This is a genomic window from Arminella tubonensis, from assembly GCF_003240585.1.
In the GTDB taxonomy this organism is placed as follows: Bacteria; Pseudomonadota; Alphaproteobacteria; order Rhizobiales; family Rhizobiaceae; genus Rhizobium; species Rhizobium tubonense.
Map to the genome: position 1 here is coordinate 22,019 of NZ_PCDP01000050.1, position 23,652 is coordinate 45,670.

A 23,652-nucleotide genomic window follows, 5' to 3' on the forward strand; every position below is an offset into this window, starting at 1 on the left:
TGTTTTGGGAACGGTTGGGTCAAAGCGAGAAGTCGATGACGATCTTGCCGAAGGCACCACGATTGAGATGTTCGAGAGCCGACGAGAGGTCCGACAGGCCATATCGGGCGTCGATGACAGGCTTGATCTGTAGTTCATCGACCGCCTTCACGAGGTTTTCCTGCGCACGCTGATGACCAACGGCGATGCCCTGAATGACGGGACCCTTCAGGAGGAGCGGGCCAACGGACGCTGACAACTGGCCGCCTCCGAGGACACCGATCATCGATATACGGCCACCGGGTGCCACGGCTGAGAGAGCCTTCGCCAGGTGAGGTCCGCCAACGATTTCGAGAACGTGATCGACGCCGCGGTCCGAAGTGATGTCGTAGACCTTCTCGACCCAGTCTTCGCGAGTACGGTTAATTACGAAATCAGCCAACCCCAGCGTCTTCGCCCTCTCGAGCTTCTCGTCGCTGCCGGAAACGAGGATCACCGTCGCGCCCTTCGCCTTGGCGATCTGCGCGCCGAAGATCGCGACGCCGCCCGTCCCTTCGATCAGGACCGTTTGGCCCTTCTCGACGCGGCCGAGTTCGACAAGCGCGTACCAGGCGGTGAGACCGGCGCACGGCAGGGTGCTGGCTTCGGCCTCGTCGAGCGAGGATGGCCCCCTGGTCAGCCAACCGGCCGGAAACATGACGTATTCTGACAGGACGCCTGGATGGTGGCCGCCAAGCGACACGTAATTTGGATGGTGACCGGAACCGAGGGGAGGTCCATCCTTCCAATCCGGAAAGAATGTCGAGAGGACGCGGTTCCCGACGGCGAGCTGCGTGACGGACTTCCCCACTGCGACGACGGTGCCCGACATGTCAGAGGCAATGGTCAAAGGCCAGTTGAACTCGCCCATGCGTCCAGCGATGACGTCCTGGTCGCGGAAATTGAGCGCGACCGCGTTGACCTTGACGAGGACCTCGTCTTCACCAAACGCCGGGAACGGCACTTGCCTGAGGCTCAGGTTTTCCTGGCCGATGGCCGACAGTTCCCAACGGTTCATAAGCTGCTGCATGATCGTGATCCTTTCTTTAATCGATGAAAGGATGGTACCATCTCGATTATTGCGACAGTTGAGCCGTTTGCGCTCGACTATGGTGCGTGAAACGCTACAATGGCGCTATGGCAGTTTCGATGAACGATATTCCTGTCTTCATGTGTGCGGTCGAGACCGGAGGCTTTTCAGAAGCTGGCCGGAAGCTGAACCTGTCGCGGTCCTCGGTGGGCAGAGCAGTCAGCCGTCTGGAAATCGGCCTGAAGGTCAGGCTGTTCGACCGAACGACCCGCCATCAGAATGTCACTGCGGAAGGACAGCTTTTCTACGAGCATTGTCAAAGGGCAATGGCGGAACTTCGCTCCGTAGAAGCAGCGCTGGATTCGGGCCTCAGCGTCCCGCGCGGAAAGCTCCGTGTGTCGATGCCGGCGCTTTTCGGCCGAATGTGCGTGGCTCCGATCCTGACGCAACTGGCGCGAGACAACGTCGACCTCGAACTGGAACTCAATTTCAGCGACCGTAAAGTCGATCTGCTGGAAGACGGGTACGACCTCGCGATCCGCAATGGCTCGCCGGGCAACGGTGCGGGCATGCGAGTTCGTCGAGTCGGCTACGAGGAGACGATGATCTACGCCGCGCCGGCCTATCTCGAGAAACGAGGTATTCCGGTGACGGCCCTGGACCTCACCGACCACGACACTGTCACCTACTCCCGAGGCGGGCGGGTGCAATCCTGGATGCTAGAGCATGAGGGTGCCATCCGCGAGTTCACTCCAGTTTCTCGGTTCCGGCTTGATGACATTGACGCCATAGCGGACGCCGCGGCAAGTGGCTTGGGACTGAGTTGGCTGCCGTCTTGGCTCGTTCGGAAACGGGTCGATGCGGGAGAACTCGTGGGGGTGATGCGGGAGATGCCTCCTTATGTGTCCAAGGTCTGGGCAGTGTGGCCTGACGGAACCCACCTGCCCACCCGTGTACGGGCCGCCATAGATGAAATCGCGCTGAAACTGCCGAACCCTGGCTCTTCGATAGCCGTGTGAATCCCGCGCCCTCACCATGTCAGGCACCAATGCTAATTATGGGCCGCTAGTCCAGATCAGTTCAAGATCTTCGAGTTTTGGCAACGGTTCGCCAATGTTTTAACGGTTCACATTCCATGCGAACGCATATGCTCAGATTATAGCTTTCACCCTAACCCGAATGCCATCGATTTCGGGAGCGATCTTAACGCAGCACCTACGTCTTCCCCAGTTGCCACCACACGGCTGACGCGTCTCGAGATCAACGATCGCAAATAGATGCTACTAACAACGTGGTCGCTTCTCTGTTTTAGTTGCTCTTGCGGAGATATGCACGTAAAAAGATTATGTCCCTTGTTAGCAGCGAGCCACTAGGATGGATACGATTCCCCATGAAGATTTTGATGCGGCTTTGACATTGACCGATACGCTCGACCATCTACCCGCCAACAAGAGACGTGAGCTCGCCCGCGTCTTGGAAATCCTGTTCGACGAGGTGCAGACCTTCCAGGCGCACAAGCAGTCCGATCGCAAGACCGGCGGCAAGATCCTGAAGGTCATCCTTTACGGCTCCTATGCCCGAGGCGATTGGGTCGAGGATCGCGCCAGCGGCTATCGTTCAGACTATGATCTTCTGATCGTCGTCAATCGCGAAGGCTTTGCCCAGGAAGAAGATCTTTGGCTCGCTCTTGACGAGCGGCTCATCCAGGCGCAGATCGCCCACCATATCCACACCCCCGTCGTGCCGATCGTTCACAGCCTTGCAGACGTCAACGATCAATTGGCACGCGGCCGACCTTTCTTCATCGACATCGCCCGCGACGGTAAGATCCTCTATGAGGCGCCGGGGCACCCGCTTGCCGAGCCGAAACCGCTGACACCGGAGGCCTCTAGGAATGAGGCACAGGCGAACTTCGATCAGTGGTTTGACGGCGCGAGCCGTATGTTAGCTCTTGCGTCTGACGCCATGGATCGAGCCTTTCCAAATGAAACGGCTTTTCTTCTTCATCAAACTACCGAGCGCTTCTACCACTGCCTCTTGCTGACATTGACGCTTTACAGCCCCAAACTCCATCGCATAAAGACCCTGCGATCCAAGGCGGAGGACATCGATAACCGCCTGATTGCCGCGTGGCCGCGCGACACCCGTATCGTCCGCCGCCGATTTGAACTGCTATCGCGTGCCTATGTCGAGGCGCGCTATTCCTCACAGTATAATATCACGGTCGAAGAGCTTGAATGGCTGACCGAACGGGCCAAGATCCTGCAACATCTTGTCGACCAAATCTGCCGGGAGCGGCTGGAGGTAGGTGGCTAGCGATTACTGCTGGCCGTTTGGTTTTGAGCCGAATGTAGATGGATATTCTGTGCGAATTTCTCACATCCTGTGAGAAGGCGGCAGAACAAACCTGAACTCTTGGTCAGCATCGAGCGCGTCACCGACCATCTAGGCCTGGACTATTTCGCCATGGCGTTTTTGCCCTCACCCATGAACGACCGATAATGTCGCTTGCCACTTAACCGTGAGAATGCGTCCGTTCCGGCAGGGCTCGGCACATAACCTGAGATTTTTCGGTGCGATATCGGCGTCTTACGCCTTCAGATTCGGCAATAAGATTTTGTGTTATTTGCCTTTTCTGATCAAGCCTGCCCGAAGCAGCCATTTTGTCCACAGCGGGGAATCTCAAGTTAAGTGCCGAAATCGAAGCCAAAATCTCGTGCGTGCATATTCAAGGGAAGCCGGGCTGAGCGTGTAGAAGCCGAGGATGACAGTCGGCTGCTCTGCCGTCACCGCAACGAAGGTCTTAGCCCCGCCATTCTCGTGGTTTTTGCCGGGCATATCGGGTCAGATAGGTGTTGAGGGCAACGTCCCCGCAATCGAAACGATTGCGATCATGGGCCTTGCTAATCGGCAGATCTCGCCAGTCATGGGAACTCGCGCGACGTTTTGTCAAGCACGCGCAGCCCGGATGAGGCGTTCAGTTGGAGTCGGTGGGTTTTCCAGAAGGTCGAGAACACGCTTCGTATCACGCTCGGAGAGTTTCAGATGTTCGGCCTTTTCGACGAGTTCACGTGCCTTTGGCAGCACCGTGCGGAGGATAAAACCCGTCACATTGAGGTGTTCGAGTGCAGCGGCACGCACAATCACCGCTTTTCCTCAGGCGGGATTCTAAGCTCGATGCGATCATTGGTTTCGGTCAGTGGACGGGCCATAACACTTCTCCTTCATCAACGCTGATATGGTACGGATTTATTCCGTACGCAACTTGCATGTCTAGGAGATGCTATCAGATCGGGAGAAGGGGAAGACGCCTCCAGCAATCTGGTGGGGCAACCAATGCCGTAGATGAGGCGTTCAGTGGCTCTCGTTACCTGGAATGATCATCGATCAATGGCGTTGGTCGTGGGGCGGGCAGGTAGGGGCAGGATGCAACATCATCTCACGGACGTCGGCGCTTTCTTCGGCATGTCCCTCCCGGCTGACGTACCATTTGAAGGGGCCGGCAGGCGCACTTTGGTTTGGGGGCGTGGACGCTTGGCGCTATGAAGTCTGGCGGGTAGTGAACAACATGAATATAACCATCGCCGTGACGCGCATAGACCGTCCAAATCAGGATTATTTCGATCGCAAAGCCGCCAAGGCATTTGCGGTCGCGACCGCCATTCTCGACGGAGAAGCTATCGTTCTCGACGACGAGGCGAGGTCGGATTTCAGCGCCTTGCTATCGCTGGGTGGGCGAGGGGGTAAGCAGCCGTCCAACGAGGCGGTGTTCTACGTTATTGATCTCTTGTATTTCGATGGCCATGGTCAGCCTGGAATGGAACAGACGGAACGTCGGCATTTGCTCGAGGATTTTTTGGAGGAGGAAGCCGGCATTATACGCCTCTCCGAACACGTTGAAGCAGGCGGTGGTGTCTTGCGAGTGCCTGCGAGCACGGCATCGAAGGCATCCTCGCCAAACACAGAGGCCGTCAGAATCCAGAGCTATGAAGGGTGGCCCGCTATAGCCACATTACTCACGTGCCTTATCGCTGAGCTCGGCAAGATGTTCCGGGATGCCCGCTGCTCGCTTTGCGAGGAAATGCCAGCCAGGGGAGATGATGGCGTGATCGGCAACGATCCGTTTTCACCGGCTTCCATGTCCCTCATCTTCACGCTCCATCACCCGACTAAAATGTCGGTGTGCGCAAAGTCGTTGCCCTTGAACAGCAGTGGAATGCGATAGGCCCGCGCGCAGGCATAGGCAAAACAGTCGCCCATGTTGAGGTCGGCCTTGTGACGACCCTTTCCGTAAATCCGGAAGGCCTTGATGGCTTCGCGGCCGATGGCCACGCTGATCTGGATTATCTGGGCGGATGTTTCCTCGACGAAGAGGTCGACTAGCTCTTCCGCCTGCTCGATCGGGCAAGCCGGTTTCCGGGCAAGCCCGGCTGTAGCCTCGTAAAGGACAATCGGTGACACATAGACCTTGCTGGCCTGGGCAAGTCGGGCGGAGAGGGAAAGCCGGTCGTCCTCGTCACCGATAATACCGATGATGGCGGATGCATCCACAAACACTATGCATCTCCTGACAAGTCATCAAAAAACGCCTTATCGGCTTGCACTCCGCTTGCCGGAAAGGCACGATAGCGCTCGGACAGGTGCTCTAGTCGCTCGGTGAGCGGAACCTCGCCGCGAGCGCGTTGATATTCGTGTTCGACCGCTTCACGGATAGTGTCGGTCAGGCTCTTGCTCTTGAGTTTGGCCAGTCGGCGGACCGCAGTGTCGGTCGCTTCGTCCTTGACAGAAAACGCCATTTCCATCTCCATTGTTCTATACGTATAGACAGTCACGTATAGATAGCACTGTCTCTGTCTTGTTGCGAGAGCCCACTGAAAGGAAAATTCCGCCGTCGGAACGGAGCCAAAGGGTCGGCTAGGAACCCAGCGTGCCGCAGCCACGCCTCGCAGGTGGCGAAGGCACTCAGGGATCTCGGCCGCGATGGCATGGCGCGTGTCGACTTCTTTCTGACGGCGGACATGCAGTTCCTTGTGAACGAGGCGAACACCATTCAGGGCTTCACCAATATCAGCATGTGTTCCAAGGCGACGGCAGCTAGCGGCGTCAGCCATCCCGAAATCATTGACCGTCTTGCCGCACATGGCTTGGCTCGGGCTGGACGGGTAGCCTGAAAATAGCAGGGTACCGGCTCAAAGCTCAGGCCACGAACGGACATTGAATATCACCGTTTTGGCGACACAAATCATGGCAAGCACCGAGCGGGTGAAGATTACTGTCACGAAGGCGCGCTCGCGCGACAGGCTCTTCGCAGCGCCATGAACCAGGCTCTTAACGGCGGACATGGCTGAAGCGACGGGCCTCGTCTAGCAGCGCCCTGACGGAAGACGGCTGCCACTTTCGTCCCCCACGTCGCGGTCGCTCATGCGTCTGATCCAATTGGGCGGCAATGCGCAGCGACAGATCAAGATCGGCGATGGCGATCCCGGCAACCAGCCGCATCAGATGGTCCTCCGGTGGTCGCCGAGGAGAGCGGGCAAGCAATTCCGGCTCGGCGAGCTTCTGGCTCACCATACGGCGGGCTGCACGACGCAGGCGTTCGACCATCCAGTCATGACCTTTCCGATTGAGGATCCGGACGACATCGTCCCAGCTATGCTGTGGGCGTAGCTGCCGCACGGTCGGCAGCCATGTCTGCGCCGACACAATTAGTTCGTCCAGATAGGCGCGCCCGCGAGCGGCCGAGACCGTCCGCACGGCCTATGGCCGGCGTTCCTGAAGCTCGGGATTGCTAGCAAGCCTGCCGCGCGCCTTGGCGGCCTGCATGCCGGACTTGGTTCATTCCGCGATGAGGGCACGTTCGAGCTGGCCCACGGCGCCGAGCACCTGCCAGGAAAACATACCCTGCGGCGTGGATGTGTCGATCGGATCGCGCAGGGAGCGGAAATGCACGCCCCGTTTCTTGAGATCTTCGATGACGTCGAGCAGATGGCTGACCGATCGGGCGAGGCGATCGATGCGAACGACGACGAGCACGTCGCCGGCGCTGAGGTCCTTCAGCAGCTTGGTAAGGACCGGTCTTGCGCGTGACGCACCGGATGCGGTGGCAGCCAGCTGTCCGCAATTCGTCAACCTGCGCGTCATGGAGCTGATCGTCGGTCGAATGTCGAAACGCGCGCGTATCAGATCAGTCTTTGGGCGAGGGGAGGGGACTGGCCTTTATCGCTTTCGCCATTAATTTCTCGACCCGTTTTTAGAGGTGTTTGTACTGATAAGAAATGGGTGAGAAAAGGGGCCTTTGTAAACGTGTTTTATGACCAAAAAGGAAGGTCGCACAGCGCGTTTTCTAGTCGAGGACAGCCCAGCGACCCATTTTGGCTGCGGAACGCCAGCCGGTGGCCTTGCACAGTCGAAATGCTGCAAAACTCTGTGTTCGAATGGAAGTATCATGGTTTTGCTCGCGCATTGATGCCGGGATAGATGCTTGAGCGGGCTTTTCTAGGCGATATGCATCTCTCTGTTGGCTAAGTAAGACCAACCAGAGCTTTGACTATCGAGGTTACCCCAAGGCCGATGATCGATTGGTTTCTACCACAGCCAATGGCGTGGGGGCTTTAACTCCACCGGCCGATGAACGGCAGCGAAACGCAACATTCACAGCCTGTTCAGCGCGCTAATGTCATCAAGTAACCAGAAAGAGCCTTACCTTCCAACCCAGGCTTTGATGGAGTAGCCGATGAAAAAGATCATTCTCTCGACACTTGCTACATTGGTCGCGACCGGCAGCATCTTCGCGTCCTATGGCGACGCGAGCGCACATGACTATCGCAGTCACCGCCACGGCGACAGGGGTGCTGCCATCGTTGGTGGGCTGGCAGCAGGGGTCATTGGTGGCCTGGTTGCCGGTGCTCTCATCAACGACAGGGATCGTCCACAGTACGACGATGGAGGAGGTTACAGCAACGGCCCGCGTTACGAAGGTCGTGTCGGTTATCGCGACTATACTAGCTCGGGCTACCGGTACAGCAGGGGTCCGCGTTATGAGGACGACTCCGGCTATCGCGATTTCGATGGCTCGGGCTATCGTTACGACAGTGGCTGGCGTTGATGCAGACCACGTAGGCCTCCAGCGTTCCATGAGGGCGACCTGAATTGCCCCCGTGGAACTTTTGCGCCAACCGTGCGATTTGAGGTCCGTTCCGTCAAATGACCAGCCGCGCCGCCGGCCCATCTTGCGTTCGGCGTTGTTATAGTAGCTTGCCGCCTGGGTGACTGATTTGTGCAAGGATTGCTGCATCGCCTCGGCAAGCGCAATGCCGCGATTGGCTGCCTCCGTCAGATAACCGGAACGCAGGCCATGGGCGGAAAATTGCGACGGGTCGAAGCCCGCCCGCAATATCCGGGTCTTGAGGATCAGGTCGATCGATTGCGGCGTCAGCGACCGTCGGTCGAGATTGCCCCACTGGTCGATCCGCCTGAATAGCGGTCCGCTGTCGATGCTGCTTTCCGCATGCCATTGTTTCAGGGCGGTGACCGGACGGCCGATCAGCACGACATGTTCGTTGTCGTCGGCCTTCGTGGTCTTGGTGCGACCGAGACAGATGGTGAGGCAGGGTGGGAGAGGGGAGGCGGCATCGTTGGCGATGGTCCGGACCGGATCGTCGTCGAGCAGATCCTCGAACCGCAGATTTGCCACCTCCGAGCGCCGCCGGCCACCGGAAGCAAAGGCCGTCAGCAGCAGCGCGCGATCGCGCAGGTCGACCAGCCTGTCACTAGCGCAGGTCGCCAGCAGCTTGGTGAGAATATCGCCGGTGACCGCCTTCTTGCTTTTTCGCTGCCTCGGCCGATCGCTGGCCTTGACGGCCAACCGCAGCGCGCTTTTGAGCGACGGCGCCGAGAACGCGCCCGTCGATCCCCGCCAGCGCGTCAGGATCGACCAGCTCGCAACCGCCGACGGACGGTGGCGGGCGCATGCGGTCCGGTGCTTCTCAGTAGCCTTTTGAGCCTGAGGGCGATCGCCACGTCCTCCGGCATACCGTGCTCGGGATTGGTTTCGCGCTCGGCCCTGTCCCAGAGGTGATGCGCCACGAATTTCAGCAGCAGGCTTTCCGGCGCTGGCCAGGGAAGGGGAGTGCCGGTCGCAACACCGCACCAGGCTTCGAGATAGGCCAGATCGGAGGCCAGCGCCCGCATGGTGTTGTCGCCCATGCCTTCGCGGGCAAGATGCTTCAAGGTCGCGACGTCGTCGTCAGTGAGAAGTTCGGCCAGCTGCTCGCGCCGATCGAACGGCAGGATGGCGTCGAGCGCGTCCAGCTCTCCGGCCCGTCGCAACGCATCAGGCTGCTGAATAGCTGGAAATGTCGTTGCTGCTGCCATCTATTTAATGGTCCTTCCACGGATTGACGATCACCAAGCCGATGCCCTCGAAATCAGAGACATTGCGTGTCGCTACCGAGGCACCGCGCGATAGCGCGATAGCCGCGATCTGCGCGTCGAACTGGCTGATGGGCCGGCCGGCGCTGCGACGATCCGTGGCGATGGTGGCATAGAGATCCGCCGCGTCACGATCAAACGGCAGCACACGTCCAAACAGATCCTCGCCAAAAATCGGCGAGATGGCCGCCTCCAGATCACGGCGGCGGCGGCCTTCTGGCAGAAGTCGCAGTCCATAAAGGATTTCAGCCTCGGTGACTGCGGTCGTGAACACCGACAGCGGCGGCAGCGCTGCCAACCATTCGATGACGGCCGTGTTTGGGGACGGCGTCAGCAGCTCCGAAATGACGTTGGTGTCGAGAATGATCACTGCCCGAAATCCGGGGCGTCGCGAATAGCCTCACGGGCCGGAATATCGAGGTCGACGCCGCCGACCGGCGTCAGGCGCGCGCGGATGGTCTCGGCGAGATTGCGAGCCGGCTTTTCGCTTGCAGCCAGTGCGACCCGGAGAATATCGCGCGCTTCGTCCTCCATCGAGCGACCATGCGTGGCCGCGCGGACGCGCAGACGCTGCTTGAGCGCGTCATCGATATTGCGGATGGTCATGCTTGCCACGAGGTCCTCCATTCATCAATGATGGCATTGTAATCATTGATTGCACACTTTTCAACGTCAGCGGTGGGTTCAAGGCGGACTTTGTCATAGGAGCTTTTGGCGGCCGCTGAATCGGCTCCTTCCTCGGTGCGGCGGGCGGCGGGGGAGGGAAAGGTTTTTTGCTTCCGCATCGATGGCTCGTGGGGCTGTGATTTCCCCCAACTTCACCCGCTCTGTGCCGCCAAATCATCACTATCGATACTTGATACGGATCGCCCGACATCTGTCAACGTTGCCGCTTTAGGTCAGACAACGTTCGTCGTGTTATTCGCCGGCCCGCCGCTGCTGGGTTTTATTGCCGAGCATATTGGCATTCGATTCGCCTACTGGGCAGTCATCCCGGTGGTCGTGGCCGGGCTCCTCATGACAAGGGCGCTTGCGCGGGGGGTGCAGGGGCTTTGATCAAGGCGGCCGATTAACGGCGCCCGGTTGGGTCAGGGCGATTGCGATCCGGCTTGCGACTGTCGGCTGACTTCAAGCCCTACATGTTCCGCCCACCTCGCGGCGATCGGAATGCCGCGAACGAGGGTAGGTCGACGAGCCAGCCGAGCGCCGACACCAGGGTGAACAGGTCATCCCCATTCAATCGCTTACCTTGGCAAGTGAGACCTGCGCTAGCTTTTGCGCGGCATTCTTTAGCCAATCCAGCAGTTGGCGCACGGCTGGCCGCATTCCCCGGTTCCCGAGATGAACAGCGTGAATGATGCCCGTGAGCGGCACTTCATCGAATTGAAGATGGTGGAGACGACCGGCCGCAATTTCATTCTCGATCTCCGGGACGGTTGTTGCTGGTGAACAATCGGCGGGCCGTGTCGTTTGGCAGTTAAACGCAAGAATGCGGCTGTTTGGATCTCGTTTGGCAGATAATCTGAGATTTGGTGCGACGAGATTCTCAAATTAAGTGCAACTGCGGAGACGTGACAGATGGCATGCGCACGCCACGATCTCGTCGAAAGCGCGGCCGACGCGAGCTTTATTCTCGCCCGTGTGTCGACACGCCTCATCACCCTTGTCGGGAAATGGATCACTCATTGCAGAAACACCGTCGATTTCGTCGACGACTGATTCTCACGGGGTAATCCCCCCGTTTTTAACGGGCTCTTGGAGCGGTACGTGTCTCGAGCAGTTGAGCCCTCAATCCGGCCGTTGCTTCACCATACTCGCAAGTTCCGACGGCAAGAATGCAGGCAGTACAACGCAACCTTTCGCCTCTGTGCTCGCGATGATGACAAGCGAACCAGGCTGGCAGCTTGGATCGTGCCGTCAGCCTGTCTTCAGTTGAGTGGCAGCCATGGCGTAGCCTCCACTTGCTCCATCGATGAAATGCACGTGGTCGCGCGCCGATATCGTCGGAACGAAGCAAGTCATCAACGCCTCAGTTGAGGGCTTCTTTGCAAAACTGACGCGTCGACGGTTGAAATACGGCGTCTTTCATTCCGTCGTCGACCTGCAGGCAGCTATCAACCGCTTCATCAAAGAGCACAATCAGGAGCCAACGCCATTCATCTGGAAAGCCGACCCCGATGAGATCATTGCGGCCGTCAAGCGTGGCACCAAACGTTGGAATCAATCGACTAGCTAATCCTCGGAAATTGTCTTTAGCGACGAATAGCTTCATAGCCACAAGCACTAAAGTAGGGGGCACCGTGCTCAAAGCATCCGCGTAGCGCGGCCACTCCGCCGCGCCGCGTTGTTTTAATAGCTTGCCGCTTGCGTGACAGACTTATGCAGCGACTGTTGCATCGCTCAGCCAGTGGAATGCCGCGGTTGGCAGCTTCCGTCAGATAGCCCGATCGCAACCCGTGTGCCGAAAACTCCCCAGACTCCAGCCCCGCCATCGCCGCCCGCTGCTTGACGATCTGGTTAACCGCACTCGGTTCCAGTGCCCGCTTCGAAACATTGCCCCAGCGATCGACCTTTCGAAACACACTGCCGCTATCGATCTTGCCCGCAGCAAGCCAGGCATTCAGCGCCTCCGCCGGCCGACCGGTCAGATACACGAGCTCGTCCTCGTCGGCGCCACTGGTCTTGGTGCGGCCCAGATGGATGGCGAGAGAGGGGAGGGGAGGGCCATCCGGAATCTCGATCGGTGGCTCGACGGTCAGCTGTTCGCATCGCAGCCCGGCAATCTCGCTGCGCCGGCGCCCGCCAGAGGCAAAGGCGACCATCAAAATTGCCCGGTCGCGGATGTCACGAAGACCATCGGTACTGCAGGTCAAGAGCAATTTCGCCAGGACGTCGCCGGTGACCGCCTTTGCGCTTTTGCGTTTCCTTGGACGGGGCGTGGCGCGGATGGCGAGGCGGATGGCCGACTTCACAGATGGCGAGCCAAACGCGCCGTCGAGGCCGCACCACTTCGTCAGCGTCGACCAGCTGGCAAGCCGCCGGCGCACCGTGTCGGGCGCATGCGGCCCGGACGATCGAAGGAACCGCTGGTCCCGCAGGCTTTGCTCTACATCGGCTGGCATTCCGTGATGAGGATCGATGTCGCGCTGTTCGGGCTGCCAGAGGTGGTGGGCCACAAATTTGAGCAGCATGGCCTCGGGTGCTGGCCAGGGGAGGGAAGCATCGGTCGCGGCCAGCGACCAGGCTTGCAGATAGGCAAGGTCCGAAGTGAGTGCGCGCAGCGTGTTCTCGCCCATGCCCGCGTTGACCAGATGGCGCAGCGTTTCGACATCCTGATCGGTCAGCAGCTCTGCCAGTTCGTCGCGGCGGTCGATCGACAGGACGGCGGCGATTGTGTCCAACGTCTCGAGGCGTTTATCGATCGAACGTGAAGAGGAACTTGTCATTCTGGCAATCCGTTCTCGTCGTAATAGTCATCGTGGTTGGACGTTTGTCTGTCATCCGCAGGTCGTCCTTCAGCCATCAGAGCCCAGAACCTGTCGCTGCGACGATCGAAATCCTCCCGCACCGGCTGTTAACACCGCAACGGGTACGCCTCCTCGGCAAATGATCACCTCATGGTTGCTCTGGGCGATAGAGATGGGCTCCTCAAGCTGTTCGGTCGCCTCGTCAGATCTCGCGAAGATCTTCATCAGCTCTTTCTTCTACCAGACCCGCTCATGCAGAATTGCGTCGAACGCCCCATCGGTGGAGACAAAAGTGCAATGCTCCAGCCGCGCCTGGGCAGCAAGAATGCGGTCCCACGGATCGCGGTGATCCCAATCGAAGCTTGCTGCCAGTTCGGCATGCAGATCACTGATGGCCAACGTCTGCAGGCCGCTGGCTGTGACGGCTGCCCGCAGTTCCTGTGGCTTGAGGTCGAGCTTGTTCAGGCGCATCTTGTTGTCCAGCTCATAAAAGGACACTGCGCTGACGAGGACAGAGTTGGCTCTGTCCTCGATGAACGTCCGTGCCCTCATGGAGAGCCGATCGCTGCCAATCGTCCACCAGTAGATGGCATGGCTGTCGAGCAGGACTTTCATTGCGTGCTTTCGTTACCGTTGGATTTGCCTTGCCAGACGCCGGTATCATCATTCCAGTCGCCGGCGTCGATCGCGGCCTGCTCGGCATCGTTGATATCGAACAGGTCGTCGGGCAGGCCACGGTGGCGCAGCAGGCCAAAAGGACGCTTTCCGCCATCGGCTGCGGGGCCGATACGGGCATAAACCTCGTTGCCGCGCATGATGACGATTTCCTCGCCCCGGTTGGCGCGCTCGAGCACTTCTGCGAACTTCTTGCGGGCTTCGCTGATCTTGTAGCTGGTCTGGGGCATTGCGAGCTCCGAATTTGGACGTAAGCGCACCGTATCATGGAATCACAAAACGTACAAGCTACGTGTACGCGTCCCCTCCGATAAGCGATACTTATCGATGGTTAGGACGGTAACCTCCGATCATACCATGTGAGGAACTGTAATATTCAGATAGAGTTCCTTTAGTAAATCATTTACCATAATTTCAATGCCTTACGATCTCGCCAAATTGCCCATCCAAACCTTGCTGCGACCGATTTCGGACGCCGGCATCGCACTCGCCCGTCTCGACGAGCGCATCGCCCGCTCAGCCGTGGGCGCGGGCTGGATCGAACGATCGCATTTCGCCGACGCCTGCGCCTCGCTGTGGATCGACGGGGCGCTGGTGCACGGATCAAATTTAAACGGTTTCCGCTTATGTGGTTGCGATCGAAATCACCGTGATTGATCATCCATGCCACACAAACATAACGCCGCTCGCCGTCATCACGTTGGCAAGATGAAGTTCAAGGTGACGAACTGGGCCGAGTATGATGCGGGTCTGCGCCAACGTGGCAGTCTGACCCTTTGGGTGACGTCGGAGGCTGTTGACGGTTGGGCTGCGCCACGACGCAAGACAAGAGGAGGCCAGCCGCGTTATTCGGATCTCGCCATCGAGACGACGCTGACGCTGGGCCTGGTATTCGGACTGCGGCTGCGGCAGAGCGAAGGATTTTTGAGCTCCGTGCTTGCGCTGATGGGGTTGGATCTGCCGGCGCCTGACCACACAACACTCAGCCGTCGGGCAGGAACCTGGAGCCCGTCCGCCAGGCGTAGCAATTGTCAGCCTCTGCCGGATGGTCCACTTCACGTGCTGGTCGATAGTACCGGGTTGAAAATCTATGGCGCAGGCCAATGGCTGGAAGAAAAGCATGGTGCCAAGTCCCACCGTGGCTGGCGCAAACTGCATCTGGCGCTTGATGCCGATAGTGGCGAGGTCATTGCTCATAGCCTGACAGATCAGGACACGAGCGATGGCTCGCAGGTGGAGCCGTTGCTCGGCCAAATTGAAGATGACATTGGCCAGTTCACTGGTGATGGCGCCTATGATGGAGATCCAACCTACAACGCGGTCCTGCGCCACAGCGTGCAAGCAAAGATCGTCATTCCACCGCGCTCAACGGCGGTGGCAAGACAGGACGCTGAGCCGCCAAACCAACGGGATTGTCACGTCGCATCAATCCAGGCCGGTGGTCGGCTGAAATGGCAGGCGACCACCGGTTACGGCAAGCGGGCTTTGGTAGAAACAGCGATGGGTCGCTACAAGGGAATCATCGGTCGGCGTTTGCGTGCCCGTTCATTCCCCGCTCAGCAGACCGAGGTTGCTCTGGGTGTTGCCGCTCTCAACCGAATGCTCGTATGCGCACGCCCGAGATCCGTTCGTTGCAAGGCAATGACGGCGACATCGAAATGACCAACCCCATCAAAAACTGAATTGCGGCCACTTGCCGAGCCGTGCACCAAAGCCGTGATCGGACCGAAACTCAAGGCGAGACACTTCGACAATCAGAAGACTGAAGCCAAGATCGGCGTCCGTGTTCTCAACCGGATGACCGAACTCGGTCGTCCCCATTTCAAGCCCGTTGCATGAAATGCGCCGGGGGTAGGGTTATCTCACCCCAAATTTGATCCGTGCAACACCGCCCCGGCAAGGCGCGATTGGACCTGCCGACACGGCAGTGGCTGAGGAGGACCGCGAAGGCCATCTCCGCGGTCAGCGGGTGTGCCGCAGCCTTCCAGCGCCCGGACGACTGATCAACGCAGGAGAGCGGCCCGGAATGCGCCAGGCGTCACGCCCAGTGTTCGCCTGAACGTGGCGACGAAATGCGCTGGCGTCGCGAAGCCCACGCCATCCGCCACCTCGCCGACGGAAATGCCCGGCTTTTTCAATAATGCGATCGCTCGCTCGAGCCTGCGAAGGACGACGTGGCGATGCGGCGTCACACCCGTCTGTTGGTGGAAAGCTCGGATGAAGTGGTTGACACTCAAGCATGCAGCGCTGGCCAGTGCACCGAGGGTGAGCGACTGGCTCGTCGTGTCGTCTAGCGCGGCGATGACCATGTCGTCGACCCGGCGGCGAGCCGTGCGGGCAAGGCCGCCGCGCGCGGGCCCGGACGCCTGGCGACCATCCCGATCCACCAGGCGGGCCGCCAGGCGATGGACACCGGATTCGAGGAGAAGTGAATCGTCCGGGTCCCCTCGTGTTGCCGCGACGAAAAGCTGCATTGCCGCAGCCAGCAATTCGCTGTCATGCGAGTTGAACAACGCTAAACAGGCAAACTGCCCATCGACCGCAGCGTCGAGAAAAGTCTCGCGGAGAAAGATCCGCAAGACATCGGCTTCGCCTTGGACCGACACTCTGATGCCTTCGTGTGGCGGCAGCACCGAGAGGCTACCAACCCCGATATCCGCACGATCTGCAACCTTGCCCGTCTGCTGCCAGATGTACTTGACATCTTGCATACTGATCGCGACGCAGAGGGCATCGGACGCAGTGACGTCGAATTCTGCACCGTGATGACGCCAGCGCGCGATCACAGCCGTGGGTGACGGCCCGTCACCCACGGCATGCATGAAAACCGGCGCGCCGAACGCAGCAATCGTTTCCGCGACCGGTTTCATCTGTTCCGGGGCGGGTTTCATTCGTCAGATCCAAATGAGGTGTAAATTGCCAAATTCCAATGAGTGGATTCCTGCGCCAGACGCACTGCTTCGATTCCAGCAAACGCCTGGGCATCCTCTTAGTTCCCTAATAACGTCAAAGTGGCACTGTTACTTGTTCCAGGTCGCTCAAGATTCCGTGTTCACACCTGAACCGGAATGTGCTCGGAACTTGCACGGGATTGCAAAACACCCCTTGATTATAGTTTCGCTATGACGACGTGGGTGACGACGCTGGGGGTGGCTGACCTTAGCAAGTAGCCGAAGGTTCAAATTCTCAAGCAGCGCGTCGAGGCGCGAGCTACGGTCAAGGCGGTGTTGGCGGCTGAAACGAAGCTGCGCGCCGCAGCGTGACGGTACCTGGCTGACACGATCGGATGAGTCAGGACCGTCCGAGCTCGTGCTGAGGGCTGACGCCGCGCCGGTCCGGCTTCTCGTGTTCTCGGGCCGGCCTTTGAAAGAGCCGGTCGCATTCGGCGGGCCGTTTGTCATGAACACGCAGGATGAAGTCCAACAGGCCTTCGCCGACTTCCGCGCCGGACGGTTCTGAGGATGAGGCTGGCCCCGGTTACGAAGGGGACGCGTTCGCGCTGCACTGTCGTTTCCTCTGCCTCGGCGCCGTCCACCGCTCTTGGTTGCCTTCGCCTCGGCCGCGACACACGCGGCTTTTTGCATTGTCTGCCTCGCCGATCGCCGGTTAGGCTCCGCTGGACAGTGGATGATCGACTATTTGTCGAACCCCTCCTCGCGCTGGCCTCCAAGCCCAGGCGCGAAATCCTCGCGTCCCAGGCCGAGCGCCACCCCAACACGCGCAAGAAGGGGATTTCGCGATACCGCCGCGCTCTAGTTCGAGCGCATGAAGGCCGGGGGATCTGGCACCAGCTAAGGATTCCCCATGCTCCTGACCGTAAACCCGCTACGGCGCAGGCCGCTGGAGACTAGCACTCAGCTCAACACCGCTCGCGGACATGGAAATCCGAACTTGATCAAGCGCCAAGTCTTCCTTCTTCGGGTTTATCGATCAAGACGAACTACACTCCAACCTACGAAGGATGCACGACATGACCAGATTGAATGGAAAGACCGCCGTGATCACCGGCGGCGCTACCGGCATCGGCCGCGCCGCGGCAAAGCGCTTCATCGAGGAAGGCGCCTTCGTCTTCATCTACGGCCGCCGGCAGGAAGCGCTCGACGCCGCTGTGGCCGAGCTGGGACCCAATGCCCGCGCTGTGAAGGGCTCGGTCTCGGATGAGGCTGACCTTGATCGCCTCTATGCGACGGTGAAGGCAGAGCGCGGAACGCTCGACATTGTCTTCGCAAATGCCGGGGCCGGAAGCCCGCTTCCGCTCGGCCAAATCACCGCCAGGCACATCGACGAAACCTTCGAAACCAATGTGAAGGGCACGATTTTCACGGTCCAGAAGGCGCTGCCACTGATGGGCCATGGCGGTTCGATCATCCTGACCGGATCGAGCGCCGGCACCACGGGCGCTCCGGGTTTCACTGCCTACAGCGCGAGCAAGGCGGCAGTGCGTAACCTCGCGCGGACCTGGGCGGAGGACCTGAAGGGCACCGGCATCCGGATCAACGTACTGTCGCCTGGGGCGACGGCGACCGAACTCGCGAAGGAGGCGCTGGGCGAGGAGGGTCAGAAGGCCTACGGCGCGATGACGCCGCTCCAGCGCATGGGCGATCCAGCGGAGATCGGGGCCGTGGCCGCCTTTCTTGCGTCAGATGACAGCAGCTTCATGACGGCCAGCGAAGTCGCCGTCGACGGCGGCCTGGCGCAACTCTAACGCACCACGCCCACCAGGCGCTCCGCTCGATCGTTCGGAGCGCCGTAGGGCTCTGTAACTAAGCGGAAAGACTGTCACTCTTTCCCACCCTCTACTCAAGCCGATCAAGGAAACACGATGGCGAAGAAAACTTACCACGGCTCGTGTCACTGCGGTGCAGTCGCTTTCGAGGCCAAGATTGACTTCGATAAAGGAACGACGCGCTGCAACTGCTCGATTTGCACCAAGTCGCGTTTTTGGTTCGCGATCGTGCAGCCTGAAGATTTTAAAGTCGAAAGAGGCGAGGACCAGCAGGCCGATTACACATGGATACCGCCTGGCAAATCTGAGGCCCACCTTCACTATCGCTTCTGCAAGACCTGTGGTGTCCGCACTTTCGCAGAGGGAAACGGCGGTAAGTTCTACGCTGTGGCTATCGCCACGCTGGACGGTATTGAGCTGGACGCCGATCAACTCGTCAAGTCGTTGAAATATAACGACGGTCGTCACGACGACCTTAAGCATGAGCCGGCCGACACGCGCCTCCTGTGAACTTGGTTTAACGCGTCCACACGATGCGCAGAACAACAGTGCAAGTGATGATCGGACACGATCCGATCCGATCCGAGGAATGGAGAAGTAATTATGACCTACGCAATTATCGGCTTCGGCAATATCGGCCAGGCCCTGGCCAAGGCGTTCGCCCGCAACGGCATCGAAGTCTCCGTCGCAACCACGCGCGAACCGGAAAGCTTTGCATCCGCCGCAGCCGCGATCGGAAAAATGATCATTACCAAAACGCTGGCGGAAGCCGTCAAGGCGGATATCGTGTTTCTGGCTGTCCGTTTCGAGGCGCACCCGGATGTGGCAAAGGCGCTTCCCACCTGGCAGGGGAAGACCATCGTCGATGTGACGAATGCCTACGGCGTACCCCCAGAGGACCTGGGAGGACAGCCTTCTTCGAAGTTCATCGCGCGGGCTTTCTCTGGTGCAAGACTGGTCAAGGGCTTCAACCATTTGGGCGCCGCGGTCCTTGCCCAGGATCCGGCCGTACACGGCGGCAGGAGAGTCGTGTTCCTGGCGAGTGACGATGACGCTGCGGCAGCGGAGATTGGTGCGCTTGCGGAAAATCTCGGTTTCTCGCCGATCAAACTTGGCGGGCTGTCGGAAGGTGGACTGCTAGTGCAGGCGCGCGGAAAGAGCTGGGGTCAACTGATCTTTAAGGACCTGGTCAAGTTCCACTCATGAATGGCGATCGCCGATGTCGCCGCGATTACCTAGTCTGCATCTAATCAGAAAGTGATCTATCCATGACCGCCGCGTTACCGGACCACTCGCTCGATCAGATCTTTCGTTCCGCTCGCACCTTTAACGGCTGGGCCGACCGTCCCGTGGAAGACGCTACGGTTCGCGAGATCTATGACCTCATGAAATGGGGGCCGACTTCTGCGAACTGCAGCCCCGCGCGTTTGGTTTGGGTGCGTAGCGCCTACGGAAAGGCAACGCTCGCCGGACTGGCTACGGAACCGAATAAGCCGAAAATTCTACAGGCCCCGGTCACGGTCATCATCGGCCACGATTTGGATTTCGCCGCCGAGCTCCCAAAGCTTTTGCCTCACGCTGCTGAGGTCATGCAGCAGTACTTTGCGGCGCCGGGGTTGGCCGAGGTGACGGCGGTGCGGAACGGAACGCTGCAAGGCGCTTACCTCATCATCGCGGCGCGGGCGTTGGGACTGGACTGCGGCCCCATGTCGGGCTTCGACAATGCTGGCGTGGATAGGGTCTTTTTTTCCAGCACGCGAATCCAGTCGAACTTTATCTGCAGCATTGGCTACGGCGATCCAACTTCCGTGTTTCCGCGCAATCCTCGCCTTAGTTTTGAGGAGGTCGGTCGTTGGGCCTAACCATGGAGTAGATCGGACGCGATCCGAGGAATGGAGAAGTTTTATGAGCATCGAAGAGAACGTCCAGATTGTAAAGGATTTCTTTGCAGCAATGGGAAGCGGCGACAAGCAAGGTCTGCTCGCTTTGGTCGCCGAAGATATTGAGTGGATCATTCCGGGCGAGTACTGGCCGCTGGCCGGTACGCACCGCGGGCATGCCGGATTGGCGGTTGTGCTTCAGAAGGCGTCCGAAGAGATAGAAATGACATACCCAGAACCCCCTGAATTCGTGGCGCAGGGGGATCGAGTAATGGTCGTCGGCGTCGCTACCGGGGAAATCAAAGCAACGAACAAGCCGTTCAAGGACGACTGGGTCTTCGCCATTACCGTTCAAAACGGCAAGGTGACGAAGATCCGGGAGTACATCGACACCCAAGCGCTGGCGCGGGCCTCCGAGATGGACGCCTCCGGGCCGGCGTAGCGTTGGCCGTCTGCGGCCATCGGTTCGGGGTAGGGTTCGCGGGGAATCGGGGGATTTGCATCGCAACGGGGCATGAATGCCCTCCCGAAGATAATTAGAAAACAATGAAAGGAAAAGTCATGGGAAAGCTAGACGGTAAGGTCGCAGTCATCACGGGGGGATCGAGCGGTATTGGCTTGGCCACAGCCAAGCGCTTCGTGGAAGAAGGTGCGCACGTCGTGATCACTGGGCGACGAGAGAAAGAGCTGAAGGAGGCGGCAGCCATCATCAAGAGAAACCTTACGACGGTCGTGGGCGACGTGTCACGCTTGGAAGATCTGGACCGGCTCTATGCCGTCGTGAAAGAGAAGCATGGTCACATCGATGTACTCTTCGCCAACGCGGGCGCCGGTACAATCGCACCACTTGAGGCGGCTACCGAGGCACATTTCGACCAGACCTTCGACGTGAACGTAAAGGGACTGTTCTTTACGGTGCAGAAGGCCCTTCCCCTATTCAAAGATGGCGGCTCGATTATCATGACCTCTTCGGTCACGAACGTGTTGGGGTCCCCAGGGTTTAGCGCCTACGCCGCGAGTAAGGCGGCTGTGCGCAACTTCGCGCGTGCTTGGACTATGGAGCTGAAAGACCGCAAGATCCGCGTAAATTGTGTGAGCCCCGGGCCAATCGATACCCCGGCCTTAGAGAAGACGACGGGCCTTACCGCCGAACAGGCCAAGCAAGCGGCCGTCCAGTTCGCCTCGCAGATTCCAATGGGTCGCAGGGGCAAGCCCGAGGAAATCGCAGCTGCCGTCGTATTCCTCGCCTCCGATGAAAGCTCTTTCATCACCGGTATAGATCTCCCCGTCGATGGAGGCTTGGCGCAGGTCTAATACGCAGCAGATCAAGTTGTGAGAGAAATCGAAAAAATAGCAGTGGTGTCAGAGCTTTCGCGCTGAAGCTTAGACGATCCATGTAAAGGAAAAGGAGAGATTTCGATGAGCATCGAAAAGAATGTCCAGATTGTAAAGGATTTTCTTGCGGCACTCGGCCGCCGCGATAAGCAAGGTCTTCTGGCGGTATCCGCGGAAGATATCGAGTGGATCATTCCGGGCGAGGACTGGCCGCTGGCAGGCACGCATCGCGGGCACGCAGAATTGGCGGATTTGCTTCAGAAGGCTAACGAAACGGTGGAAACTTCATTCCCAGAGCCCCCGGAGTTCGTTGCGCAGGGAGACCGGGTTCTGGTCATCGGTTTCGCTAGGGGGACAGTCAAAGCCACGAATAGAACGTTCGAGGACGATTGGGTCTTCGCCATGACTGTTCGAAACGACAAACTGACGAACATCCGGGAGTATGTCGACACGCAAGCACTGGCGCGGGCCTCCGAGATGGAGGCGTCCGGGCTGGCGTAGCGCTGGCCATCTGCGGCCATCGGGTCGGTGTAAACGGTGGATCAGTCCCGAATCGCCCCTCGCAAGCCGCGCTCATCGAATGCCCAACCATAAAGGAGATCCCGATGTACGACCAATCCAAGCTATCCGAGTTGATCCGGTTCGCACGAGCCAAAAAGGGCTCCACCGTCATCGATATCTACCCAGGCGACGGCGACTGGACCCGTCTCTTCTCCGACGTCGTGGGTCCCGAAGGACGGGTCTATAACTTCGTACCGGCCGAAGTCGCCCACTTCAAGAACGATCCAGTCGGCCTCATGGGGAGGCTCGCGAAGGAGCCGGGCCGAGAGAACGTCGAAGCCGTCTCGTCGGACCTTCTGGCAATGCCGAAGGCCACGCAGCCAGCGGATGTCGTGTGGCTGCACCTTTTCTATCACGATCTCCACACCGCGCTGATCCAGAAGAAGGGTGCGACGGCGGCCGAGTTCAATCGGGCCGTCTACGAGCGGCTGAAGCCCGGCGGGTCCTACGTCATCGTCGACCACGCTGCCGCCGCCGGGGCGGGCACGAGCGACGCACAATCGCTGCATCGGATCGACCCTGCGTCCGTCCGCGAGGAGGTGGAGGCGGCCGGCTTCGTGCTGGACGCGCAAAGCACCACGCTCGCGAACAAGGTCGATCCGCACTCGATCAAGGTGTTCGATCCATCGATCAAGGGCGAGACCGATCGTTTTGCCTTCGGTTCGTGAAGCCCTGACAGGTCAAGGCGCCGACTTCATGTCGACCTCCCCCAATGGGTGAATATGAGCCCCACAAATACAGCTTGCCGCCACGAAGTCGGCTTTGGATGAGTCCATCTGGGGGCCAGCGGTCCAAGGCGGCGCCTCGATAAAGCGTAAGGTAGTGGAATATGGCCAGAGATAGCCTCAAGCCGGATGAACAGGCAGACTGGTCGAGCCAATCCTTGTTGGCCGATCTGCAAGATGCCTCGTTTAAATACTTTATCGAGGTCGTCAATCCACAGAACGGCCTTGTCCGCGACCGCAACCGCGTGGGTGCGCCGGCTTCGATCGCCGCAACCGGCATGGGTTTCAGCGCCCTGCCGATCGGCGTCGCTCGCTCAGTTGTCAGCCGCGAAGAGGCGGCCGAATACACGCTGAGAACCCTCCGGTTCCTCTAGGCTTTGGTGCACGGATCATTCAGTTGTCGTGATTTATTCGAGCGGGGATCTCAATAGCCGGTCTGTCGCAGTCATGCCTTTCAAACGCAATGCCGCCCGCCGTCATCACATCGGCAAGATGAAGTTCAAGGTGACGAACTGGTCGGAATATGAGGCGGGGCTTCGGCGACGTGGAGGCTTGACCTTGTGGCTGACACCGGAGGCGCTTGCGATGTGGTCAGCTCCAAGACGCAAGACCCGTGGTGGCCAGCCTCGCTATTCTGATCTTGCGATCGAGACAGCCTTGTCCCTGGGCATGGTGTCAGGCCTGCGGTTGCGGCAGGCCGAAGGCTTTCTGAAATCGATACTGCAATTGATGGGGTTGGCACTCCCTGTCCCCGATCATACCACGCTCAGCCGTCGGGCACGGACGTGGCAATCGCTCAGCAAAC

Annotated in this window: 26 protein-coding genes and 9 pseudogenes; 21 read left to right on the plus strand and 14 right to left on the minus strand. The window is 59.2% G+C overall.

What is annotated here, in order from left to right; all coding sequences use genetic code 11:
- Positions 1-19: 19 nt before the first annotated feature.
- Complete coding sequence (locus CPY51_RS23215) at positions 20-1,048, minus strand: zinc-dependent alcohol dehydrogenase family protein (RefSeq protein ID WP_111162605.1); 1,029 nt, start codon at positions 1,046-1,048, stop codon at positions 20-22.
- Between the two features lie 107 nt (positions 1,049-1,155).
- On the opposite strand from CPY51_RS23215, the gene CPY51_RS23220 reads away from it, so the two are divergent.
- Both CPY51_RS23220 and CPY51_RS23225 read left to right on the plus strand, forming a co-directional pair.
- On the plus strand, positions 1,156-2,067 hold the full coding sequence (locus CPY51_RS23220; RefSeq protein WP_111162606.1) for a LysR family transcriptional regulator: 912 nt from the start codon (positions 1,156-1,158) through the stop codon (positions 2,065-2,067).
- A 355-nt stretch (positions 2,068-2,422) separates the two neighbouring features.
- Complete coding sequence (locus tag CPY51_RS23225) at positions 2,423-3,364, plus strand: HEPN domain-containing protein (RefSeq protein WP_111162607.1); 942 nt, start codon at positions 2,423-2,425, stop codon at positions 3,362-3,364.
- Between the two features lie 633 nt (positions 3,365-3,997).
- Here CPY51_RS23225 and CPY51_RS23230 read toward each other — a convergent pair.
- Complete coding sequence (locus tag CPY51_RS23230) at positions 3,998-4,195, minus strand: type II toxin-antitoxin system TacA family antitoxin (protein ID WP_420820729.1); 198 nt, start codon at positions 4,193-4,195, stop codon at positions 3,998-4,000.
- Between the two features lie 421 nt (positions 4,196-4,616).
- On the opposite strand from CPY51_RS23230, the gene CPY51_RS34135 reads away from it, so the two are divergent.
- Positions 4,617-5,273 carry an ATP-dependent DNA ligase gene (locus CPY51_RS34135; RefSeq protein ID WP_420820730.1) on the plus strand — a complete coding sequence of 219 codons (657 nt, stop codon included), beginning with the start codon at positions 4,617-4,619 and terminating at the stop codon, positions 5,271-5,273.
- On the opposite strand, the gene CPY51_RS23240 is transcribed toward CPY51_RS34135, so the two are convergent.
- Entirely contained in the window at positions 5,210-5,605 is a 396-nt protein-coding gene (locus tag CPY51_RS23240; protein WP_111162608.1) for a type II toxin-antitoxin system VapC family toxin, read from the minus strand. The two genes, CPY51_RS34135 and CPY51_RS23240, sit on opposite strands and share 64 nt — an antisense overlap.
- On the minus strand, positions 5,605-5,844 hold the full coding sequence (locus CPY51_RS23245; RefSeq protein ID WP_111162609.1) for a type II toxin-antitoxin system VapB family antitoxin: 240 nt from the start codon (positions 5,842-5,844) through the stop codon (positions 5,605-5,607). The genes CPY51_RS23240 and CPY51_RS23245 overlap by 1 nt, the downstream gene beginning before the upstream one ends.
- A gap of 156 nt (positions 5,845-6,000) precedes the next feature.
- Between CPY51_RS23245 and CPY51_RS23250 the strand changes: the two are divergent.
- A pseudogene (locus tag CPY51_RS23250) lies at positions 6,001-6,219 on the plus strand (D-alanine--D-alanine ligase A); the annotation flags it as partial.
- Between the two features lie 157 nt (positions 6,220-6,376).
- On the opposite strand, the pseudogene CPY51_RS23255 reads toward CPY51_RS23250, so the two are convergent.
- Positions 6,377-7,169: pseudogene (locus CPY51_RS23255) on the minus strand (recombinase family protein).
- Positions 7,170-7,781: 612 nt separating this feature from the next.
- Here CPY51_RS23255 and CPY51_RS34140 point away from each other — a divergent pair.
- Positions 7,782-8,153, plus strand: a complete 372-nt coding sequence (locus CPY51_RS34140) for a hypothetical protein (protein ID WP_111162629.1) — start codon at positions 7,782-7,784, stop codon at positions 8,151-8,153.
- A 94-nt stretch (positions 8,154-8,247) separates the two neighbouring features.
- Here the strand turns inward: CPY51_RS34140 and CPY51_RS23265 are convergent.
- The 4 genes and pseudogenes from CPY51_RS23265 to CPY51_RS32890 all read right to left on the minus strand — a co-directional run bounded on the left by CPY51_RS23265 (position 8,248) and on the right by CPY51_RS32890 (position 10,263).
- Positions 8,248-9,421: pseudogene (locus CPY51_RS23265) on the minus strand (tyrosine-type recombinase/integrase).
- 4 nt (positions 9,422-9,425) lie between these two features.
- On the minus strand, positions 9,426-9,848 hold the full coding sequence (locus tag CPY51_RS23270; RefSeq protein ID WP_111162610.1) for a type II toxin-antitoxin system VapC family toxin: 423 nt from the start codon (positions 9,846-9,848) through the stop codon (positions 9,426-9,428).
- Positions 9,845-10,093: a FitA-like ribbon-helix-helix domain-containing protein gene (locus tag CPY51_RS23275; protein WP_111162611.1), complete on the minus strand. Its 249-nt coding sequence runs from the start codon at positions 10,091-10,093 to the stop codon at positions 9,845-9,847. The genes CPY51_RS23270 and CPY51_RS23275 overlap by 4 nt, the downstream gene beginning before the upstream one ends.
- The gene (locus tag CPY51_RS32890; protein ID WP_195909610.1) at positions 10,081-10,263 is read right to left on the minus strand and encodes a hypothetical protein; all 183 of its coding nucleotides are present in this window, start codon (positions 10,261-10,263) and stop codon (positions 10,081-10,083) included. Before CPY51_RS32890 ends, CPY51_RS23275 begins: the two co-directional genes overlap by 13 nt.
- A 73-nt stretch (positions 10,264-10,336) precedes the next feature.
- On the opposite strand from CPY51_RS32890, the pseudogene CPY51_RS33560 reads away from it, so the two are divergent.
- Both CPY51_RS33560 and CPY51_RS32580 read left to right on the plus strand, forming a co-directional pair.
- A pseudogene (locus CPY51_RS33560) lies at positions 10,337-10,534 on the plus strand (hypothetical protein); the annotation flags it as partial.
- Positions 10,535-11,056: 522 nt separating this feature from the next.
- A complete protein-coding gene (locus tag CPY51_RS32580) occupies positions 11,057-11,197 on the plus strand; it encodes a hypothetical protein (RefSeq protein ID WP_154677743.1) in 141 nt (46 codons plus the stop codon).
- Positions 11,198-11,395: 198 nt separating this feature from the next.
- Here the strand turns inward: CPY51_RS32580 and CPY51_RS23285 are convergent.
- Positions 11,396-11,512 (minus strand): annotated as a pseudogene (locus CPY51_RS23285) (DUF3095 family protein); the annotation flags it as partial.
- Here CPY51_RS23285 and CPY51_RS23290 point away from each other — a divergent pair.
- Positions 11,508-11,710 (plus strand): annotated as a pseudogene (locus tag CPY51_RS23290) (IS630 family transposase); the annotation flags it as partial. The pseudogenes CPY51_RS23285 and CPY51_RS23290 sit on opposite strands and share 5 nt — an antisense overlap.
- Positions 11,711-11,827: 117 nt before the next feature.
- Here CPY51_RS23290 and CPY51_RS23295 read toward each other — a convergent pair.
- The 3 genes and pseudogenes from CPY51_RS23295 to CPY51_RS23310 form a co-directional block, all read right to left on the minus strand.
- Positions 11,828-12,924 (minus strand): annotated as a pseudogene (locus tag CPY51_RS23295) (site-specific integrase).
- A gap of 258 nt (positions 12,925-13,182) precedes the next feature.
- Positions 13,183-13,560: a type II toxin-antitoxin system VapC family toxin gene (locus CPY51_RS23305; RefSeq protein WP_111162612.1), complete on the minus strand. Its 378-nt coding sequence runs from the start codon at positions 13,558-13,560 to the stop codon at positions 13,183-13,185.
- The gene (locus CPY51_RS23310) at positions 13,557-13,850 is read right to left on the minus strand and encodes a type II toxin-antitoxin system Phd/YefM family antitoxin (RefSeq protein WP_111162613.1); all 294 of its coding nucleotides are present in this window, start codon (positions 13,848-13,850) and stop codon (positions 13,557-13,559) included. The genes CPY51_RS23305 and CPY51_RS23310 overlap by 4 nt, the downstream gene beginning before the upstream one ends.
- A gap of 178 nt (positions 13,851-14,028) precedes the next feature.
- Between CPY51_RS23310 and CPY51_RS23315 the strand changes: the two are divergent.
- Both CPY51_RS23315 and CPY51_RS23320 read left to right on the plus strand, forming a co-directional pair.
- Positions 14,029-14,232 (plus strand): annotated as a pseudogene (locus CPY51_RS23315) (hypothetical protein); the annotation flags it as partial.
- A 51-nt stretch (positions 14,233-14,283) separates the two neighbouring features.
- Positions 14,284-15,282, plus strand: coding sequence for an IS5 family transposase (locus CPY51_RS23320; RefSeq protein ID WP_111162614.1), 999 nt, complete (start codon positions 14,284-14,286; stop codon positions 15,280-15,282).
- Between the two features lie 341 nt (positions 15,283-15,623).
- Here CPY51_RS23320 and CPY51_RS23330 read toward each other — a convergent pair whose 3' ends face one another.
- A complete protein-coding gene (locus tag CPY51_RS23330) occupies positions 15,624-16,511 on the minus strand; it encodes a helix-turn-helix transcriptional regulator (RefSeq protein WP_111162615.1) in 888 nt (295 codons plus the stop codon).
- Positions 16,512-16,929: 418 nt separating this feature from the next.
- Here CPY51_RS23330 and CPY51_RS33565 point away from each other — a divergent pair, with 418 nt between their 5' ends.
- From CPY51_RS33565 to CPY51_RS23385, 11 genes and pseudogenes are all read left to right on the plus strand, one after another.
- Positions 16,930-17,079, plus strand: a complete 150-nt coding sequence (locus CPY51_RS33565; RefSeq protein ID WP_275540500.1) for a pirin-like C-terminal cupin domain-containing protein — start codon at positions 16,930-16,932, stop codon at positions 17,077-17,079.
- Positions 17,080-17,590: 511 nt separating this feature from the next.
- Positions 17,591-18,325, plus strand: a complete 735-nt coding sequence (locus CPY51_RS23340; protein WP_111162617.1) for an SDR family NAD(P)-dependent oxidoreductase — start codon at positions 17,591-17,593, stop codon at positions 18,323-18,325.
- A gap of 117 nt (positions 18,326-18,442) precedes the next feature.
- Entirely contained in the window at positions 18,443-18,856 is a 414-nt protein-coding gene (locus CPY51_RS23345) for a GFA family protein (protein ID WP_111162618.1), read from the plus strand.
- A gap of 93 nt (positions 18,857-18,949) precedes the next feature.
- The gene (locus CPY51_RS23350) at positions 18,950-19,552 is read left to right on the plus strand and encodes an NADPH-dependent F420 reductase (RefSeq protein ID WP_111162619.1); all 603 of its coding nucleotides are present in this window, start codon (positions 18,950-18,952) and stop codon (positions 19,550-19,552) included.
- A 62-nt stretch (positions 19,553-19,614) separates the two neighbouring features.
- The gene (locus CPY51_RS23355; RefSeq protein ID WP_111162620.1) at positions 19,615-20,208 is read left to right on the plus strand and encodes a malonic semialdehyde reductase; all 594 of its coding nucleotides are present in this window, start codon (positions 19,615-19,617) and stop codon (positions 20,206-20,208) included.
- A 43-nt stretch (positions 20,209-20,251) separates the two neighbouring features.
- Complete coding sequence (locus CPY51_RS23360; protein ID WP_111162621.1) at positions 20,252-20,668, plus strand: nuclear transport factor 2 family protein; 417 nt, start codon at positions 20,252-20,254, stop codon at positions 20,666-20,668.
- A 119-nt stretch (positions 20,669-20,787) separates the two neighbouring features.
- Complete coding sequence (locus CPY51_RS23365; RefSeq protein ID WP_111162622.1) at positions 20,788-21,540, plus strand: SDR family NAD(P)-dependent oxidoreductase; 753 nt, start codon at positions 20,788-20,790, stop codon at positions 21,538-21,540.
- 105 nt (positions 21,541-21,645) lie between these two features.
- Positions 21,646-22,062 (plus strand): nuclear transport factor 2 family protein, encoded by a 417-nt coding sequence (locus CPY51_RS23370; RefSeq protein ID WP_111162623.1) that lies wholly within the window; start codon positions 21,646-21,648, stop codon positions 22,060-22,062.
- Positions 22,063-22,166: 104 nt separating this feature from the next.
- Positions 22,167-22,798: pseudogene (locus CPY51_RS23375) on the plus strand (class I SAM-dependent methyltransferase).
- Between the two features lie 153 nt (positions 22,799-22,951).
- Positions 22,952-23,221: a hypothetical protein gene (locus CPY51_RS23380; RefSeq protein WP_111162625.1), complete on the plus strand. Its 270-nt coding sequence runs from the start codon at positions 22,952-22,954 to the stop codon at positions 23,219-23,221.
- A 73-nt stretch (positions 23,222-23,294) separates the two neighbouring features.
- Positions 23,295-23,652 (plus strand): transposase (locus tag CPY51_RS23385; protein ID WP_195909611.1); only part of this gene is annotated, 358 nt, incomplete at its 3' end.